19 protein-coding genes are annotated in these 17491 nt (G+C 44.7%); 7 read left to right on the top strand and 12 right to left on the bottom strand.

Features of this window, described 5'->3' with window-relative positions; translation table 11 throughout:
- Positions 1–211: 211 nt before the first annotated feature.
- Positions 212–1603, bottom strand: a complete 1392-nt coding sequence (locus M3221_RS23210) for an O-antigen ligase family protein (RefSeq protein WP_251274333.1) — start codon at positions 1601–1603, stop codon at positions 212–214.
- A 281-nt stretch (positions 1604–1884) separates the two neighbouring features.
- Here M3221_RS23210 and M3221_RS23205 point away from each other — a divergent pair, with 281 nt between their 5' ends.
- Positions 1885–2610 (top strand): hypothetical protein, encoded by a 726-nt coding sequence (locus M3221_RS23205; RefSeq protein WP_251274331.1) that lies wholly within the window; start codon positions 1885–1887, stop codon positions 2608–2610.
- A 40-nt stretch (positions 2611–2650) separates the two neighbouring features.
- Here M3221_RS23205 and M3221_RS23200 read toward each other — a convergent pair whose 3' ends face one another.
- From M3221_RS23200 to M3221_RS23170, 7 genes are all read right to left on the bottom strand, one after another.
- Complete coding sequence (locus M3221_RS23200; RefSeq protein ID WP_251274329.1) at positions 2651–4639, bottom strand: hypothetical protein; 1989 nt, start codon at positions 4637–4639, stop codon at positions 2651–2653.
- Positions 4614–5513: an ABC transporter ATP-binding protein gene (locus M3221_RS23195; RefSeq protein ID WP_251274327.1), complete on the bottom strand. Its 900-nt coding sequence runs from the start codon at positions 5511–5513 to the stop codon at positions 4614–4616. Before M3221_RS23195 ends, M3221_RS23200 begins: the two co-directional genes overlap by 26 nt.
- A complete protein-coding gene (locus tag M3221_RS23190) occupies positions 5506–5895 on the bottom strand; it encodes a GntR family transcriptional regulator (protein WP_251274324.1) in 390 nt (129 codons plus the stop codon). The genes M3221_RS23195 and M3221_RS23190 overlap by 8 nt, the downstream gene beginning before the upstream one ends.
- Before the next feature lie 147 nt (positions 5896–6042).
- Positions 6043–6684: a class A sortase gene (locus tag M3221_RS23185; RefSeq protein WP_251274315.1), complete on the bottom strand. Its 642-nt coding sequence runs from the start codon at positions 6682–6684 to the stop codon at positions 6043–6045.
- Positions 6681–8126, bottom strand: coding sequence for a SpaA isopeptide-forming pilin-related protein (locus tag M3221_RS23180; protein ID WP_251274313.1), 1446 nt, complete (start codon positions 8124–8126; stop codon positions 6681–6683). The genes M3221_RS23185 and M3221_RS23180 overlap by 4 nt, the downstream gene beginning before the upstream one ends.
- Positions 8127–8251: 125 nt before the next feature.
- Entirely contained in the window at positions 8252–9103 is an 852-nt protein-coding gene (locus M3221_RS23175; RefSeq protein ID WP_251274311.1) for a prohibitin family protein, read from the bottom strand.
- Positions 9072–9236, bottom strand: coding sequence for a hypothetical protein (locus M3221_RS23170; RefSeq protein WP_242231970.1), 165 nt, complete (start codon positions 9234–9236; stop codon positions 9072–9074). The genes M3221_RS23175 and M3221_RS23170 overlap by 32 nt, the downstream gene beginning before the upstream one ends.
- A gap of 170 nt (positions 9237–9406) precedes the next feature.
- Between M3221_RS23170 and M3221_RS23165 the strand changes: the two genes are divergently transcribed.
- From M3221_RS23165 to M3221_RS23150, 4 genes are all read left to right on the top strand, one after another.
- Positions 9407–11050 (top strand): PhoX family protein, encoded by a 1644-nt coding sequence (locus M3221_RS23165; protein ID WP_251274309.1) that lies wholly within the window; start codon positions 9407–9409, stop codon positions 11048–11050.
- A 12-nt stretch (positions 11051–11062) separates the two neighbouring features.
- Positions 11063–11257 carry a twin-arginine translocase TatA/TatE family subunit gene (locus M3221_RS23160; RefSeq protein WP_251274307.1) on the top strand — a complete coding sequence of 65 codons (195 nt, stop codon included), beginning with the start codon at positions 11063–11065 and terminating at the stop codon, positions 11255–11257.
- Positions 11258–11325: 68 nt separating this feature from the next.
- A complete protein-coding gene (gene tatC / locus M3221_RS23155) occupies positions 11326–12030 on the top strand; it encodes a twin-arginine translocase subunit TatC (protein ID WP_285881955.1) in 705 nt (234 codons plus the stop codon).
- Positions 12031–12190: 160 nt separating this feature from the next.
- Positions 12191–12520 carry a helix-turn-helix domain-containing protein gene (locus M3221_RS23150; RefSeq protein WP_251274287.1) on the top strand — a complete coding sequence of 110 codons (330 nt, stop codon included), beginning with the start codon at positions 12191–12193 and terminating at the stop codon, positions 12518–12520.
- A gap of 32 nt (positions 12521–12552) precedes the next feature.
- Here M3221_RS23150 and M3221_RS23145 read toward each other — a convergent pair whose 3' ends face one another.
- Complete coding sequence (locus tag M3221_RS23145; protein WP_251274276.1) at positions 12553–12999, bottom strand: YaiI/YqxD family protein; 447 nt, start codon at positions 12997–12999, stop codon at positions 12553–12555.
- Positions 12980–14305: a M48 family metallopeptidase gene (locus tag M3221_RS23140; RefSeq protein ID WP_251274274.1), complete on the bottom strand. Its 1326-nt coding sequence runs from the start codon at positions 14303–14305 to the stop codon at positions 12980–12982. The genes M3221_RS23145 and M3221_RS23140 overlap by 20 nt, the downstream gene beginning before the upstream one ends.
- Before the next feature lie 148 nt (positions 14306–14453).
- On the opposite strand from M3221_RS23140, the gene M3221_RS23135 reads away from it, so the two are divergent.
- Positions 14454–15080: a DUF975 family protein gene (locus tag M3221_RS23135; protein WP_251274271.1), complete on the top strand. Its 627-nt coding sequence runs from the start codon at positions 14454–14456 to the stop codon at positions 15078–15080.
- A gap of 494 nt (positions 15081–15574) precedes the next feature.
- Here M3221_RS23135 and M3221_RS23130 read toward each other — a convergent pair whose 3' ends face one another.
- Entirely contained in the window at positions 15575–16078 is a 504-nt protein-coding gene (locus M3221_RS23130; protein ID WP_251274268.1) for a VanZ family protein, read from the bottom strand.
- 204 nt (positions 16079–16282) lie between these two features.
- Here M3221_RS23130 and M3221_RS23125 point away from each other — a divergent pair, with 204 nt between their 5' ends.
- The gene (locus M3221_RS23125; protein ID WP_251274266.1) at positions 16283–16609 is read left to right on the top strand and encodes a helix-turn-helix domain-containing protein; all 327 of its coding nucleotides are present in this window, start codon (positions 16283–16285) and stop codon (positions 16607–16609) included.
- A 592-nt stretch (positions 16610–17201) separates the two neighbouring features.
- Here the strand turns inward: M3221_RS23125 and M3221_RS23120 are convergent.
- Entirely contained in the window at positions 17202–17387 is a 186-nt protein-coding gene (locus tag M3221_RS23120; RefSeq protein ID WP_251274264.1) for a hypothetical protein, read from the bottom strand.
- Positions 17388–17491 lie beyond the last annotated feature (104 nt).

Genomic DNA, 17491 nt, shown 5'->3' with positions numbered 1-17491 from the left:
GCACAACGATATCGTAAATCGCCGCAAACGGGCTTAGTATAAGTGTTTCTTGATTTGAAATCATTGGAAGCACCACCTGTATGTATTGAATTTATTATAAATGAAAAAAACCAGGTATTCGACGATTGAATCGTCGAATACCTGGTTTGGTTAAAACTATCTAGACTTTTTCAGTGCCCTCGACATCAGCCGGGGCGGTTTTCTTGCTCTTTTATTCTTTTATAATGCCTTCTTGCACCATAAGCAGTGCCATAACGGCTGCTACATAGATAGAGACGGCAGGAGCCGTTAACACATGCCCTGCCGTTGCACTAATCCCAATTCCAAGGATAAAGGCAACTCCATACATAATGTTAACCGGCGTGAAGGTTTGTTTAATGTTTCGGATAAAGTGAATCACAAAACGGATCGCATAGTAAAGCGGCAATGACATCATGGTCAGGAAGCCGACGATACCGAGTGAGAAAAAGAGATCAAAAAAGTCCATCTCAATCATTCTCGGTGTTTTGCCTGGTTCCGGTTCTTCATAGTTTCCGGCAAATCCCATACCGAAAAGCTTTTGTGAAACCGGCGCTTCGGCAAACTGGTCTTTCATCTCAGCTAAATATTTTTCCCGGCTGCTGAATACAAGATTCTGCACTTGTTCATTTGTAATCTCAGGCTCTTCTTCCTCCTGCTCATCTTCTGGCAGTTCTTCGCCTGTATCTGGATCAATCTCTTTTTCTTTTTCTTTGCTAAAGTCGATGTTTAATAAACTTAAGTGTGCAAACATGTTATGAAACACAGGCGTAACCGGTGTTGTCACAGCGAGCACAGCAATGAGCACTAGCGAAATGAGCATATTAGAACGCGTTTTTCCTGAACGCTCTTTGGTGAAATACAAAATGAGCATAGAGAAAAAAGCAGCCAGCAGCACAACGACGATACCGCCGTACCCAACTTTCGTTCCAAGAAACTGCATCGAAACAGCCAGCAGCACAAATGGAATCCAATAACGCCACTCTTTTACACGATTTGTTTTCTCAATTGCGTAAAGGGCCGTCACCGGAAGAATGATCGCCATGATGGCACCAATTTCATTTCCGGCATAAAACCAGCCGGTAAAGCCGATTTTCGTATGGGAGTAATTGGACAGGCTTGTTCCTGTTGCAAAGGAAACAAGAAACACGGCACTGATGATCAGCGAGGCGTACAAGAAATAAGAAGTGGTTTTTTCTTTAAACGGCACTTGCTCCCGCTTTAAATAAAGGTACAGAACGCTAAAGCCCGTAAACAGGATTGGGAAGTACACAATCTTATTGAAAAACTTTAATTCGCTCCCAAGGTAGTAAGGATCTTTTACGTTCATATTCAGCACAATGTTAATAGCAATGACGGCCGCAACGGCTAGTAAATAAAGAATGTACTTCCTTGCCAGCCCGCTTCGCCGCGCTTTCCATAACAGCATCAATACGATAGCGGCCATAAACAGCACGCGAACAATTACACCGACAGTTAAACTAATGTTAAGCAGCAGCAGCGATGCGCTTGTGAGCACATCAATAACCGGCTGCCAAATAATAAAAGCCAGGGCCAGCAGCCAAAATGTCTTCTCATTCTTCATGTTGAAAAGTCCTCTTTCCTTCCAATTTCGTAGATTTTTATACTATCATATTTTATAGTAAAAGAATTGTGTAAACCTGAAAATGCATCTTTTCTATTATATCGGAAAAGTGTTGAGAATCCAGCGGAAAATGAATCGTTCCTTCAAATGAAAAAGAAGTTCACTGTTTGTTATACTCATTGCAACTACATTCATGATAGGGTGGCGGATTTTTCATGCGCATGTTCGTGTTTGGCGGAATACTCCTGGCCTTCCTTCTACTTTTATGGGGAGGGTACGAATTGTCGAAAAAAGAAAGAGCCACATGGATATGGGATGCCCATACGCTCAAAGATTCAACAGAAATGCTGTCCTTCTTTGAGAAACAAAGTGTGAAAGATGTATATGTGCAAATCGATGCTTCTGTTTCAGATTTCGTCTATCAATCTTTTATTGAGAAAGCGCACGAGCAGGGTATGCGGGTTCACGCGCTCGATGGATCACCCGAATATACGGAGAAAGATCTGGACACCTTTTTGCGCCGGATACGTCCGCTGGATTGGGACGGTATTCACCTTGATATTGAACCATATTTGTCCAGTGAATGGAAAACTGATCAGAAAAAGGCGGTTTATCGGTACGAAAGGCTGATTAAGCGGGCAGCAGACAGCGGCTGGACACTCGGAGCTGATATTCCTTTTTGGTACGATGAAGTGTCCGCTTCTACCGGAGGAACGTTAGCAGAGTTTGTGATTCAGCATACGGATTATACAGTGATTATGGCGTACCGCGACAGTGCCGAGAAAGTTATGGATGTTTCGGCCAAAGAGCGTGCGCTTGGTCGTTTGCTCGAAAAGAACGTATCGATTGCTGTGGAGACGATTGCAAACCCGGAAGCAGGAGGCATTTCGTTTTTCGGAAAAAGCGCCGCCTACTTCGAGAAAGAGCTGGAAACACTCGAAAATGAATGCGGCTGCCAGGTTGCTGTTCATCACGCTGAATCCTGGAAAACTCTATTAAACCAATAAAGGAAAGCAGCCGCATAACGCGCGGCTGCTTTTATCGTTCTTATTTTAAACCAGCTGCTGAAATAATGGTGTGCTCAGTTCCGCCCTTCCATTTAATCACAAGCATCTGATCTCCATCTCTAGTCAGAGAGGCCGGGTTCAGCAGCTGCTGGATTTCCTCCTTACTTGTTACCTGTTTGTACTTCAGCGGCATTTTACTCCAGTCCGGCTCCTGACCTTCATTGTTCCAAATAAATTGACTCAGCTTTTCCTTTTCTTCCTCGCTTGCTGCGTTCACGACGAACGCTTTATCGACATTTGAAGCAGAAGCGAATGCCTCACCGTTTGGAACATATTTCCGGATGGCAGCAATCGTATGCTCATCATCCAAATGAACGTTGCTGTACAAACTGACGCCATTTTCTTTCCCTGCCCAAAAATCGATCGATCCGGCAATTGCATTGCGGTTCGCGCTGAACATATCCGCTTCTCCTGACAACAGATCGCTTTCAATCGCTGCGCGAATCGCTTCAACGGCTTTCTTTTCCGCGACATTTGCCATTTGAATTTGGGTTACGTCGTTAAAAACCGTTAGGTAATTGATCGCAGCTTCTGGCGCCAGGGCAAAAATAGGCGTCGATGCTTTAATAAACTCGACATTTTTTCGCAGTTCCTTTGTCGCTTTGTCTGCTTCAGTTGCTGATACAGAATACTGACGCAGTACCCGGCTCCCGTCTTTCATCTTATACGTAATATAGATAGAGTAGCCATTTAAACCAGGGTGTTCACTTTGAACATCGATCAGTTTTTGGTGCACCTGTCGCCCCTGCTCAATAGAATACCCGTCTGTCATAAATCCAGCATCCGCTTTTTTCAGCTTGTTCTGCACTTCCTCATAAAACAGGCCTGAAAACGGCTCTGCCTGATCGCCAATATACACCTTTTCAATATCATTCACATTTGGAATCGCTTTTTCGTATGACCGGGCAAACAGTGCTCCCGGCAGCAGCAAAATTAAAACGAGCAGGGCATAGAAAACAAATCCCTTCCAGGGCCATGTAAGCCGCAGCGACTTTTGCACAATCATCTGCAGCAGTGTATAACCGGCAGCAGCCCCAATCACATAACCGGCAATCATCCATCCGGATGTGGCACCAAGAAGCTCCGCAAAATACATACCGCCAATCAGCGTCGCTGCAAACGTTAAAACGAAAATAAATGCCCATCTAAAAAACGGAAATACGATCGTTTCATCTACCGCTTCGGCAGGCCGCACTTTATATACATAGTAAGAAACGGCCACCATGACCACTCCAATGACCAGGTAGACCGCCCACTCTGTGCCGGTAAACGGGCGGGTTTCGTAGCTCGCAGCCCGGACTAAGAAAATGCCGTCTTCCATAATTTTAGACGCATAAGCATCCACGGCCAGCCCGTTGATAAAATACCGGGCATTGGTCAGCGTCATGTAAACAAGCGCAGCCGGCAATACAAATACGCCGTAAGCCATGACCCCCTGTAAAATTGCCGGACCAATAAACAAGCCAATTAAAACAGTGGTCATAAACATAAACAAAACGACAAACAGGGAAACACCCGCCCATTCCGCAATGTTTGCCACTGTATAATCAATCGGCTTTACCATCGGCCGTATCGCCAGCAAAATCACAGCGTTCACCAGAATAGGCAGGCCAAGAGCGGCAGCCCCTGCTGCATATACGTGTGTCAGCAGCGTTTCGCGCTTAAACGGCAGGCCGTGCATAAAATCGGACGAGCTTTTTTTGGTCATATAGCTCGTTAACACAATACCCGCTAAAACCGGGAACACCATATACGTTATATATTGAATCGAAAAAGAAATTGTAAGCAGGACATTGCCGTTGCTTGTTTCTAAAAACGATTTGACGCTCCATTCATCCCGAAGAATGACAAAGATGCCAAGCGGCAGCAGGACAACCTGTGACAAAAGAAAAAACAGGCCGATCCATAACACAGAGCGCACATGCTGCAGAAACAGCCCTTTATTAAACGATAAGATTCCGGATTTCATAGCCGACACTCCCCATTTCGTACGTAAAAATTTCTTCAAGTGTTAACGGCAGCACGTCGTAAATAGCTGGTTCATAAGATCGTACGTGCCGGTCAATGTCTCCCTCATTTCCGCGAACAATACAGGTCAGCACCCGGCCCCGTTTCTCATAATGCATCACATCCATGCCTTTAATGAACGACTCGTCCGGCATCTTTTTAAATGCCACCTGCAGCTTGCTCACATCGGTTTTCAGTTCCTCTAAATCACGCTCATACAAAAGGCTTCCTTTATGCATAACACCGACGGCATCACAAAAGTCTTCCATTTCCCGCAGGTTGTGTGAGGAAACAAGAACCGTCATAGAACGGCTGCTGACATCTTGAATCAAAAGATTTTTAACCTGCTGGCGCACAACTGGGTCCAGCCCATCAAAAGGCTCGTCCAAAATAAGCGCATCCGGCATGGCCGAGAGCGTTAAAATAAAAGCGGCCTGGCGCTGCATCCCTTTAGACATACGTGAAAGCTTTGCTTTTGGGTTGAGATTAAAATGATGATACAGCTGTTGAAATCGTTCTTCATTCCACCGGTCATAAACCGCTGCATAAAAGTGAGCCATTTGAAGCAGAGAAGTTTGATGAAAGAAGTATGGCTGGTCCGGGATAAACAGGATCCGTTTTTTTACTTCCGGCTGTTCAAAAATCGATTTTTCTTCGATTACAGCGCTGCCCTGATCAGCTCTCATAATACCGGACAGCATTTTGAGCAGTGTCGTTTTTCCGGCACCATTGGAGCCAAGCAGCCCATAAATCGATCCTTTTTTCACATGCATCTGTACATCCTTTACGGCTTCAAAACGGCCAAACCGCTTTGACAGATGATCCGCTTTAATCATTTTTGTCTGCTCCCCTTTCCGGCTCCTGTATCGTTTCAATCAGCTTGATCACTTCATCCTTCGGCACGCCGAGGTACAAAATCTCCCCGACGATCCGTTCAAGTTCGTGTTTCAGCATCTCCACCCGCTCCTTATTGATTTCGTTTTTAACCGGCGACACGAAGCTTCCTTTGCCCGGAATAGAGTAAATAAACCCTTCCCGCTCAAGCTCCCGATACGCTTTTTGGATTGTATTTGGATTAATGGTTAATTCCTGCGCCAGCGTACGGACTGATGGCAGCTGCTCGTCTGCCTTCATGACATCGCGAATGATTAATTCTTTTATTTTTTCTGTGAGCTGCTCGTATATCGGCACACGGCTTCTCGTGTCAATCGTAAACATCGCCGTCCTCCTTTTTCCCCAAACCGTATTAACTGTACTAACATAAATAATACAGAACTACTGGAAAAATGCAACATGTAATCATAAAATTTACTATTACATTCTTTTTTGTTCAAAAAAAAATAAAGGCACCTATAAAAGGCGCCTTTATTTTTTATATTCATGTGTTTCCTTTAATTCTCCGGTTACAATAAACCGCTTTGTACGATCGTCAGAATTATAGCAAGTGACCAGTGTGATGTTCGGTTCAATTGTATTCTCTATCACATCTGTTCGGCTTTCATGCACTACTTCTGTTTTAGTGACGCTGTACGTATATTCATACGTTAAATCCGTTACATAAATGAGGTCGCCTTTTTTCACCTTCAAAACGGGGCTAAACAGGAGATCTTCCCGGTTCATGTGATGCCCGGCAAGCGGATAATTGCCAACACCCATCCATTGATTTTCCCGCATTGTTGTGGCGCCGGCCATTAAATTTTCGTTCGTCGTCCCTTTTAAAATGGGCAGATCCAAGTTTACCGAGGGAATCCGGATTTGGCCGACAACCGATTCTTCGTCTGCTTTGGCTTCCTTTACGACTGTATCCATAACAGAGGGCGGTTCAATAGATTCCATATCAAACTCTGCAGGCTTCTTGTTGTTTTGCTCGATTTTTTCCGGTGTCAGTGATTGCGCCGTTACATGGCTCGATTTGGCTTCAAGCAGTTCATACTTTAAAAAAGGAGCCCCGATCAGCACAATCGCTGTCAGAATACAAAGCACACCGATAACCTGTCTTATCTTCACGCACGTTTTCCTTTTCTCATCAGCAGCCAGGCACCCGCTGCAAGCAGCACACCAGCAAACAGATACAGAGCATCCGATTCATCTCCGGTTTGTGGAAGCGTTTCGGTTCCAGCTGCTTTTGTTTTCACAGAGGTTGTTGTGGAAGAAGCCTCCGCCGTTTTTGTATTCTCCATTTCTATATCCACTGTTTCACCGCTTTTGATCGTGACATCTGTTTGGCCCGTTGAGCGTGTATAACCATCTGGTGCATCGGTTTCTTCCAATTTATAGCTTCCGGCCTTTAAACTTGTAAAAGAAGCAACTCCGTTGTCATCTGTTACAACCTTGGAAACGAGCTCCTTTTCTTCATCATAAAGAGAAAATTCCGCTCCCTTAAGCTCCGCCCCGGATGAAGCATCTGTCAGCGTAACCTTTAAGGTGCCATAGGCATTCACAAGGCTGTTTTCCACTTTTTGTTCCACCGGCGTCTGACGGCCGATCGTCACTGTCCAGGACTCCGTCGGCAGCACATAGTCACTGTCTGTTTTTGTTTGAGTCAGCTCGTAAGTGCCATAGGAAAGACCGGTTAGCGAAGCTTTTCCTTTCGCATCCGTCACTACTTTTTTTGAATAAAGGCCATTTTCTGTTTTGAGCTCAAATTCAGCTCCGGCAATCGGTACAGCCGTTCCTTTCTCAACAGCTGTAATGTTTAAAGCTCCCGTTAATCCTGTAGACTTTTCATGCATAATTTCTTTTGTCACAAGGACGGTGTTCAAATCCAGCTTCCAGGGCTCCAGCGGAACCGCGTAGCCATCAGGCGCTGCTGTTTGAGTGACCGTGTATGTACCGAACGGCAGGTTAGGCACCGATGCTTCTCCCTCTGCATTCGTCTTGAGCGAAGCGACTACTTTTCCTCCCTCATTTACAATCGTGAACGAAGCACCAGCCAGCTTTTCTTTTGACTTGGCATCCAGTGCCACCATTTTGATGGCTCCCGCTGCTTCCTCCGTAATCGTAAAGGAAAGCTGTTCGCCGGTCGGAAAAGCTACACCGTAGGCGCCTATTTTCGCCAGCTTGTCTTCCTTGAATACCACTGGAACGTTGGCAGTTCCTTTTACACCTGACTGTACATCTTCCTCCAGCACAGCGATAGCCGTATTGTCCGCAGCGTTCATCTTTAATGTTCCAATCGTTTCCCCAGACGATGTTTTCAGCGGCTCTTCTCCGTCCTTACTAATGTAAAAAGGAGTCGGCACTTTATACAGAGCAGGCTCTTTTCCACTGTACACCCAGTCAATTTGAAGGGTCATCGGTTCATTCAATGCATAAACCGGTGTAGTGGTTCCATCTGTGTGTGCAACCGCGGATTTTGTATAAAAAGCTGTTTCTGCCGCGGCCTGGGCAGGCTGCATGATACCAATGACTACAAACAACGCCGTGAGCAGCATTAACCATTTTTTCATTTTTTCTTTCCTCCAGCTCTCTTCACTTATCGTTACTAGGCAATTTTACCATAAAAGAAAACAAAAACCATGAACGATTTTTCAAAAAAAAAGGGTCTTACTGTAAACAGTAAGACCCTTTTGGCTTATGGCTGGCTGGAGGCTCCTTCGTCCAGCGGGATGGAAATTAACTGGTTTGATCCGGTTGCTTTCGGCATCACACCATCCCATTTTTCAATCCATTTGTTTTGAATGACTTCCTGTGAAATGGACTCTTTAATAATCTGGTTGTACTCGGCAATACCCTGCGCTTCAATTTTCTTTTTCTGCGCTTCCGCTTCCGCTATCTTTAGCTCAATTTGTTTTCTTTCAAGCTCCTGGGCGGCTTCTACCCGTTTGTCAATCGCTGCCTGGGTGGATTTATCCGGCTTTGGTACACCTAATGTCATATTATCAACAACAAATCCTAAATCTTTAATATCCTCCGCAAACAGCGTTTGTACATCGACTGCCGCTTCCGATGACTTTTCTCCATATGTGTCAATAACCGAGTATTTGGCAATGCCTTTTCGGCCTGCATCCCATAAGCGCGTACGCAAATACGAATCTTCAATCTGCTCTACTTCAATCGGGCCGAACTGGTTAAACACATCTACTACTTTATCCGGCTGGATGCTGTAGTTATAGGCGAAATCAACGGTTACGCTTTTACCGTCAGATGTGGCCACTTGTATATCTTTATAGTTTACGGTCTGCATGCGGACCGGATAAATCGTCACTTTATCAAATAAGCCGACAACATGCCATCCCTGCCCCAGTGTATCCTCCTGCACACCGCCGTTCGGGCTGTACACGACCCCTACGTAGCCATTTGGAATTTTTTCAATAAACATCGATAAAAGAGCTAAACCGAGAATAAGTGCCAAAGCAACAAGCGAACCGCCCAATACCTTCTTGTTTGGGCCCTTACTTTTCTTTTTCGGTATCAGTTTCTCCATGTTCTTCCTCCTTCAACCTGTTCTTTACTTTGTCTGCTGTCTCCCCCACTTTGTTAAACATAGGCGACAACATAAGCCAAATGCCTGCCCCAATCAGAAGAAGCACTATAATAGATCCAATAAATACTTTCATTTATCGATCACCTCTTTGCTTCTTTCTACGAAACAAAAAGGAAATAGTTTCAAATTTTTTTACAAACTTAATAATCTTTTACATAATTCACACAAATTTTCTACATTCACTTCATACTTTTTTACTACCATAGCTCTGGGGAACAAAAATACATAAAGGTGGGTTCAGTAATGTCGCAAGACTTAAACAGACGAAAATTTTTAACTTATGTCGGTACAGGGGTTACCGCTTTAACCGTTGCATCTGCTGGGCTGGGTGCATTCGCGCCGAAAACACAGGCAGAAGGGACAAAAGCTGCTTCTCATTTGTTCGGACGCAAGAAAAAAGTATCGGGCGTAAAGTTCACGCCAATTGAAGCATCCGGAAAAGACGAGCTTGTTCTGCCGCGCGGCTATAAATACGATGTAATTGCATCTTACGGAGACGTTATTAATAAATCTGGCGACACATTTGGTTACAACAATGACTTCACCATGTTTTTCCCAATTGATGGATCGAATCAGCATGGTCTTCTCTGGGTTAACCATGAATATACAAGTGACCTGTGGGTAACAGGCGCTCCGGTAAACGGTAAATATTCCGCTTCTCAAATTCAAAAGCTTCTATATAACCAAGGCGGTTCCATTATTGAAATTCGTCAGGATGAAGAAGGCGTATGGAAAATGGATACGTCATCAAAATATGCCCGCCGGATTTCCGGATTGACACCATTCCGTTTAACAGGTCCTGCTCGCGGATCAAAAGCAGTCGGCAGTGTAGATATTGTTCAGGGTACGTTTGCAAACTGCTCCGGCGGAAAAACACTTTGGAACACGGTTTTGTCTGCAGAAGAAAACTATGAATCCACATCAGAGGCCGCTTCTTTAAATGAAACGCATTACGGCTGGATCCTTGAGGTAGACCCATTTGATCCGAACTTCGCACCGCGCAAGCACACTGCGCTTGGCCGTTTCCACCATGAAAACGCGGCAATGGGCTTAACAAATGACGGACGTATCGCTGTTTATATGGGTGACGACAAACAAGATGCATGTGTTTACAAATTCATTAGCAAAAACAAATATGTTGAATCTCGCAAGCAAGCGAATTCCGACTTGCTTGAAGAAGGTACACTGTATGCAGCAAACTTGGGCAAAGGAACTTGGGTTGCTTTAACCATTGAAGCAGTCCGGGCGGCTGCAAAAGGAAATGCAGATATTCTTGCTAAATTCCAGACGCAGGCTGATGTCCTTGTTCACGCTCATGATGCAGCGATTCTTTTAGGAGCAACACCAACAGACCGTCCAGAAGACGTGGAAATCAGTCCGTTTGACAAGTCTGTATTTATTGCACACACAAACAATGCAAAACACGGCAATATTCACGGTCACATTACCCGTTTCCTTGAAACAAACGATGACCTTGGTTCATTAACATTCGACTTTGAAATTTTCGCCTGCGGCGGACGCCAAAGCGGATTCAGCGCACCGGATAACTTAACATTCGACAGCGAAGGCAACCTTTGGACTGTAACAGATATGTCTTCAGGTTCAATGAACAAAGGTGTTTTTGAAACATTTAAAAACAACGGCGTCTTCGTTATTCCAACAAGCGGGGCAGCAATGGGTGAAGCCTACCAGTTTGCATCTGCGCCAATTGACGCGGAATTAACAGGACCTTGCTTTACAGACGATGAAACAACGCTGTTCCTTGCCGTTCAGCACCCGGGCGAAGAAACAGAAGATATCAACAATCCAACGAGCATGTGGCCGCACCGTAAAGGCGACAACCAGCCTCGCCCTTCTGTTGTGGCGATTACTGGATTTAAATATTAAGGAGGATGTTTTATGCTGCAAAATATCGGAGTACCCGGATTAGTTTTAATCCTCGTCATCGCATTAATTATTTTTGGACCGTCTAAGCTGCCGGAAATCGGCCGTGCATTCGGCTCGACACTGAAAGAATTTAAAAAATCCACCCGTGAACTTGTCTCGGATGACGAAGAAAAAACGGAAAAGAAAAAAGAAAAAACATTGGTTTAACCATTTCGGCTGTCCCCGCCTGCTGCGGGGCGGCTTTTTTTGGAGGTCCTATCGTGGAAGATCAAAATATGAAAGCACTTGAGCATTTTGAAGAAATGCGTAAACGGCTTATTATTACCGTTGCCTCATTTCTCGTTTTTTTCATTGTATCCTTTACATTCGTGCAGGATATCTACGCGTACATCGTAAAAGATCTCCCGTTTAAGCTTGCGCTGCTCGGTCCAAGCGACATTATTATGGTGTATGTGATGATCGCGGCAGTTATAGCCGGTGCGGCAACCATACCGGTCGCAGCCCACCAAACATGGCTGTTCGTTCGGCCAGCCCTGTCACCAACCGAGAGAAAAGTGACTGTTACCTATGTTCCGGCGCTGTTTTTCTTGTTTATAGCCGGCCTTTCCTTCGGTTATTTCGTCCTGTTTCCTATTGTCCTGTCGTTTTTAATGTCACTGTCAGGCGACTTGTTTGCTACTTTTTTTACAACTGAAAAATATTTTAAATTTCTGCTTCATATGACATTGCCATTTGGCGTTTTATTTGAAATGCCGGTCGTTATGATGTTTTTAACAAGTCTTGGCATTTTAAATCCATATAACCTGCAAAAAACGCGTAAATTCGCGTACTTTGCCCTGATTGTCGTCTCGATTTTAATTACGCCGCCTGACTTTTTATCAGACGTTCTGGTCATAATTCCGCTTATCCTGCTGTACGAAGTAAGCGTGTCCCTGTCCAAAATGGTCTATAAGCGAAAACTAGCCGCAGCCGCAGACTAAACCGGCGCGGCTCTTTTTGTGGGTATTCTCCGCTTCTGATGAACAGCACTTCCCTTCCCGGTTACTAAATTTTGTGCTTTTTTTGTTCATCTGTATTATTGAAGCGGATTCTTTGATACTATTTAAAAATAAAGAGGAAAACACGAATAAGGGTGATAGGATGTCGATTGGAGAACGTATCCGAAAGTTGCGCATGGAAAAAAAGCTTTCCCTGACCGAACTGGCTTTGCGGGCAGCCGTAGCAAAATCATATCTTTCTTCGGTAGAGCGGGGCTTGCAAATAAATCCTTCTATTCAATTTTTGTCAAAAATTGCGGCGGTTCTGGACGTATCCGTGGAGTCTCTGATCACTGAGCCGCACCAGTCCCTGGGTTCGATCGATGAGGAATGGGTTCACCTGGTGAAAGAAGCAATGGAATCGGGCATCAGCAAAGAGCAATTCCGGGAATTTTTAGCTTTTCAAAAGTGGAAAAAACAAGCGGATGAATAAATAAAAGCAGCGGTTCAGAGGCCCGCTGCTTTTTATTTATTCATAATACGATGAAGAAGAACGGCTAATTCGTTCGAAAAGCGTTCATTGTCTTTTTCCTGTCTTTTGGACGGACCTTTTAACCGCCCGCCTGCCTGACGGATTTTTTTTGCTGTATGGCGGCTAAGCAAAAGCTGGTCGATGTTCTCCGGCGTATATTCACGGCCGTTCTGGTCGATCGCATATCCTTGGCGGGCCAGTACCATGGCAGCCAGGCCATAATCCTGTGTGACAACCACATCTCCCTTTTGAACCCGGTTCACCAGCACAAAATCAACGGCGTCTGCTCCCTTTGAAACGATAATCGTTTCTGCGCCGGGCCGGGTCATTTCGTGAGAGGTGTCGCAAATCAACACAACCGGCAGGCCGTATTCTTTTGCTGCCTGGCAGGCCCGGTCTACAACTGGACAGCCGTCTGCATCAATTAACAAGGCTGGCATCCGGCTTCTCCTCGTTAAAGATGGTTAAAAAGGCGTTGTCCCCTTCACTTTCCGCCACTTCCCGCACCGTTTCTCCAAACATGTCTTCCTGGTTTGGATCTGCTCCATATCGGATCAGCAGGCGGGCCATGTCCGGATTCCCCATTTCATAGGCATTCCAAAGCGGTGTATAGGCTGCATCATCCTCTAGGTTCGGGTCTGCTCCTGCTTCTAAAAGCATTTCAGCCGTTTCAAGCTGCCCGTTGCCAGTGGCATAATGAAGTGCTGTTTCGCCATTACTGTTTAACGCGTGAATATCCGCTCCTTCGTCGATCAAGCGCTCGAGAGAAGAGGTATCCCCTGACAGGGCTGCAAGCATCACATCCGTCTCACCCGTAATTTCTTCATCCGCTGCTATGTCTTCTTCCATAAGAGCTTCTTCTGCCAGGTCGGAAAACCAGCCCGATGTGTCCATTTTCTCAACCGCATACGCTCCTCCAGCCGCTAAAGCAATACTGGCAACTGTGAGCACACCAGCACCGACAACAACTTTTCCTTTTGGGGTACGGTAATCCGTGGCTGTCGGCAGGCGCAAAAACTGGCCGACCTGCTGGATTCTTTTCGGCAGTGCCGGGTGCGTAGAAAGCTTCTCGGCCAGCCAGACGAATGGATTTGTTTCCTGTTTGATTTGTTTCACGTACGCTTCTTCATTTACTTCAGTGTACAGTATTTTTCCAACACCTAAAATCGTTAAGGCGCGCTTGGCCGCTTCACCGTCTTCAATAAAATGAGCAGCGTAGCGGTCACACGTATATTCCGCTGCACGCGAGTAGGCATTGCTTAAAAAGGGAACCCACGCAGCCGGCAGGGTCAGCCAGCTTTTCCACAAATGACGCCGTTTAATATGGGCCAGCTCATGCGCAATGATAAAGTCCAGCTCTTTTTCTCCCTGCTGGCGGGCCAATTCAAACACTTCTGAATAAAGAACAACGACGTCCCGGCCGAAAAAGCGTGTGGCAAAGGCATTTAACGCCCCTTCCGACTGGATAATATACACATCCGGAGTTCTTGGCAGCCGCATTTCAAGCGACAGTGCATCAATCCGCTCATATACGTCCGGAAATTGCTCTTTGCTTACTTTTACGCCATTCCCCCGAATAGAACCGATCATCACAGCGTGAAAAAATAAAGACAGCAAAAACAAGCCGGCCGCAATCGGAATTAGAATGAGAGAAAAAAATAATGCCACATAAAATCCTATACTCACCAAGCAGCATATAATAAAGTAAAGAGTTTCTTTCGGATACACTAAATTTCGATTTTCCAATCCACATTCTCCTTTTGATTTTTCTTTCATGCTTTCCAACATACGACACATTTTTATAAGGGTCAAGATGAAAAAATGGCTTATTTTTCAAACAACGTGAAACTTTTTGCATGGTTGTACGTAGGAAAAGAAGAAAGGTGGAATCTCAATGTATTACAGTAAATTAAGGGCAAAAGCACGTGACTCTCTTCGCGGGAACTGGCTGATAGCGATAGGTCTTTTTGTGGTGGCCACTCTTTTGTTCAGTGCGCCTGATCTGGTCTTAAATCCTGACGAGTATGAGTTTACATGGAAAGATCCGTTGATCCTTTTGCTTTCTGTTCTTCTCCTTCCTGTTTCCATTGGCCTGGTATGGGCATGGGTGGATCTGTCACGCGGCAAAAAAATTGGCTTCGGGCATTTAATTGAGCCATACAAAACGATGTTTGGCAAAAGCATTCTTGTCGTGATTCTTCAGGGACTGTTCTTATTTTTATGGACTCTTCTATTCATTGTGCCTGGCATTATTAAATCTTTTTCTTATATGCTGACCTATTATATTTTGCGTGATGAACCGGGGCTGTCTCCTCTTCAGGCGATCACAAAATCACGCCGGATGATGGATGGCCATAAAGCCGAAGCATTGGTTCTTGGCCTTTCCTTTATCGGCTGGATTTTGCTCGGTATTGTCACACTTTTTATCGGCTTTTTATGGATCGCTCCCTATATAAGCGTCACATATGCTCACTTTTACAATACACTCCGTGCAGAGTACGAAGAAAAAAACTCATTTTAAAAAACCGCATTTTAAAAACCGGCTCTGTTAAAAGAGCCGGTTTTAGCTTGTAGACAAAGTCTTTCGCTTTTAAAAAAGGGCCGATAAGTGAAGCCTCCCGGACTGCGCTTTCCACGGGCAGTGCGGGAGCCTCCTCGGCTGCGCCTGCGGGGTCTCTCGACTCACTGTACTTCCCGCAGGAGTCTTCGTCCGGCAGACTTCACTGAGTGTTGTGGAAGACCAATAAGTAAGGGTCGAATAGACATTTTCTCTTTTTCAAACGGAAGAATACGACCTTATTAGCTCTTTACAATCTCGTTGCAAGCCACTTGGCGGCGGGAGGGCAGCGCAGACTCCTATGGGACTAGCGGGAAGCTGAGACCGGTGAAGCCGCCAGGCAAAGTCGGGCTCAGCGCCTGCCCCATGGAAAGCGGAGCTGCCTGGACGCCGCCGATCCATCCCATTCATGTGCACGGTCATCAATATAACTTGTCTACATTCTAAAACCGGCTCCGTTAAGGGAGCCGGTTTTTTTCTTTTCGTTTTCGGATTTTATAAAAAAATGCTGATAAAACAAGCGCAAAGAACGCGCCGACCATATCAAGCCCTACATCTTTTAACATCGGCGTCCGTCCTCCTGTTAACAGCTGATGATACTCATCGAGTAGCGCGTACAAAGCCGTTCCGGCAAGAGACAGGCAGAACACGGGCCAAATTCGTCTTGGACGGGCCAGCGCCAGTACATGAAACAGCGCCGCGGCTAAGCAGCCAAACAAGAAAAGGTGTGCAAATTTCCGAATAAAAAATTCAAGAAAGTAATAATACCCTTTCGCTTCAATAGAAATAGGAGTTCCCCAGTATGATACTTCGATAGGCGCAAGAATCCCGGCAAATGGCTCTCCCGGAAGCAGCCGTTCAAGCAATGGTACGAGCGACTGCTCCTCATAGGTCTGGGATGAAAAATTAAAAATAATAGCGCCAATCACAATTAAAACGGCAACACGCATTACTTTTTTCACTAAACCACCTCGTTGTGAACATGTCCAGCTGTGGAAACCATTGATAAATGAATAGAATACATGAGTAGGAAAGAAATGTCTAACTATAACCCGGACAATTATACAATTATATCCATATATGGTAAAATGAATTTAGCAACTGATTCTGTATTCATTTTTTATACAGATCAAACTTAAAAATATGAAAGAAGGCAGGAGATACACATGTCGATTGGCGAGAGCATTCGCTCTTTTCGTTTAAAAAAAGAATGGTCTTTAACTGAACTGGCCAGCCGCTGTGGCATCACAACATCTTATATTTCATCTGTTGAACGGGGGATCCAAACAAACCCGTCGATTGGGATTTTGCAAAAAATAGCCAAAGAGCTTGACGTGTCCGTTCACCAGCTAATCAACCATCACGGCCTGCCGATTGAAGAAGAACTAAACGAAGAATGGAGAATGCTGGCCCGGGAAGCCATGCAATCGGGTGTCAGCAAGGAGCAGTTCAAAGAGTTTCTTGCGTTTCGAAAACGGCAGAAAATGAACTAGTGTGCGCTTGCTTGTCCGATAAAAAAGCAGCTGACTCTTTATAGAGCAGCTGCTTTTATCATATGTGCGGGCCTGGAATTGTATGTGTTAACTTTCTTTCGTTTCTTGCTGCTGTGCTGCTTGCAGAAATCTATGAATTTCTTGAATTGATAAGCCCAACTGTTTTACTTCCCGCATCCGGCAGTACAGACATCCGAGCGAAATCGTTTTAGGATCTGTAACTTTGTCCTTCCCACTCGATAAGTGTCCTTTGTCTCCCATTAGCTAATTTTTTTGTTGATCCATTCTTAAATCAAGCAATATACCAATATTTCTACATACCTATACTTAATAAACAATAGATGAGGTGGCTGGCAGGCTGATTAAATCTTCTTTGTTTCTTTTGTCTTTTATTACTTATGCTTTGTTTACAACCTTTTAACCCGCAAACATTAAGGTAGTTTTGAGCAAAATATAAAAGGACCCTCTTCTTTTTTCGCTCTTTCAAAAGAACGATTTTGTACTATATGTATTAGGCAAAAAAATGTAGTTAACGGGCAATATTGCTTCCTTTTGTTTGTTCTTTATAATGAGTTTGATCGTATATAATTTATTAAAGAGACAATGAATGACTAAGAATATTTAAAATGATCTGCTGCTTTTTGCTGCTGCGTTGAAATGGCCCTTTTTTCGATTGAGACCATAAAAAAAGCTGGACTTCTTTCACCTCAAGGTCAATGTCTTTTGCTTTCTGCATTAATTCCATCCAATCCTGGTCTATGTCAGCTTCCCATTCCATCTGTCTGCTCCTCTCTACTATTTCCGTTGCGAAAATAACCTGTAAACACTAGCTGCTTTCTCCTTCCTCTTTCAATCATGCAAAATAGTATATGAGCTTATTTC

Source organism: Domibacillus indicus (assembly GCF_023715895.1).
In the GTDB taxonomy this organism is placed as follows: Bacteria; Bacillota; Bacilli; order Bacillales; family Domibacillaceae; genus Domibacillus; species Domibacillus indicus_A.
Note: the sequence above shows the minus strand (reverse complement) of the source record. Positions and strands in the feature narration are given on the sequence as shown.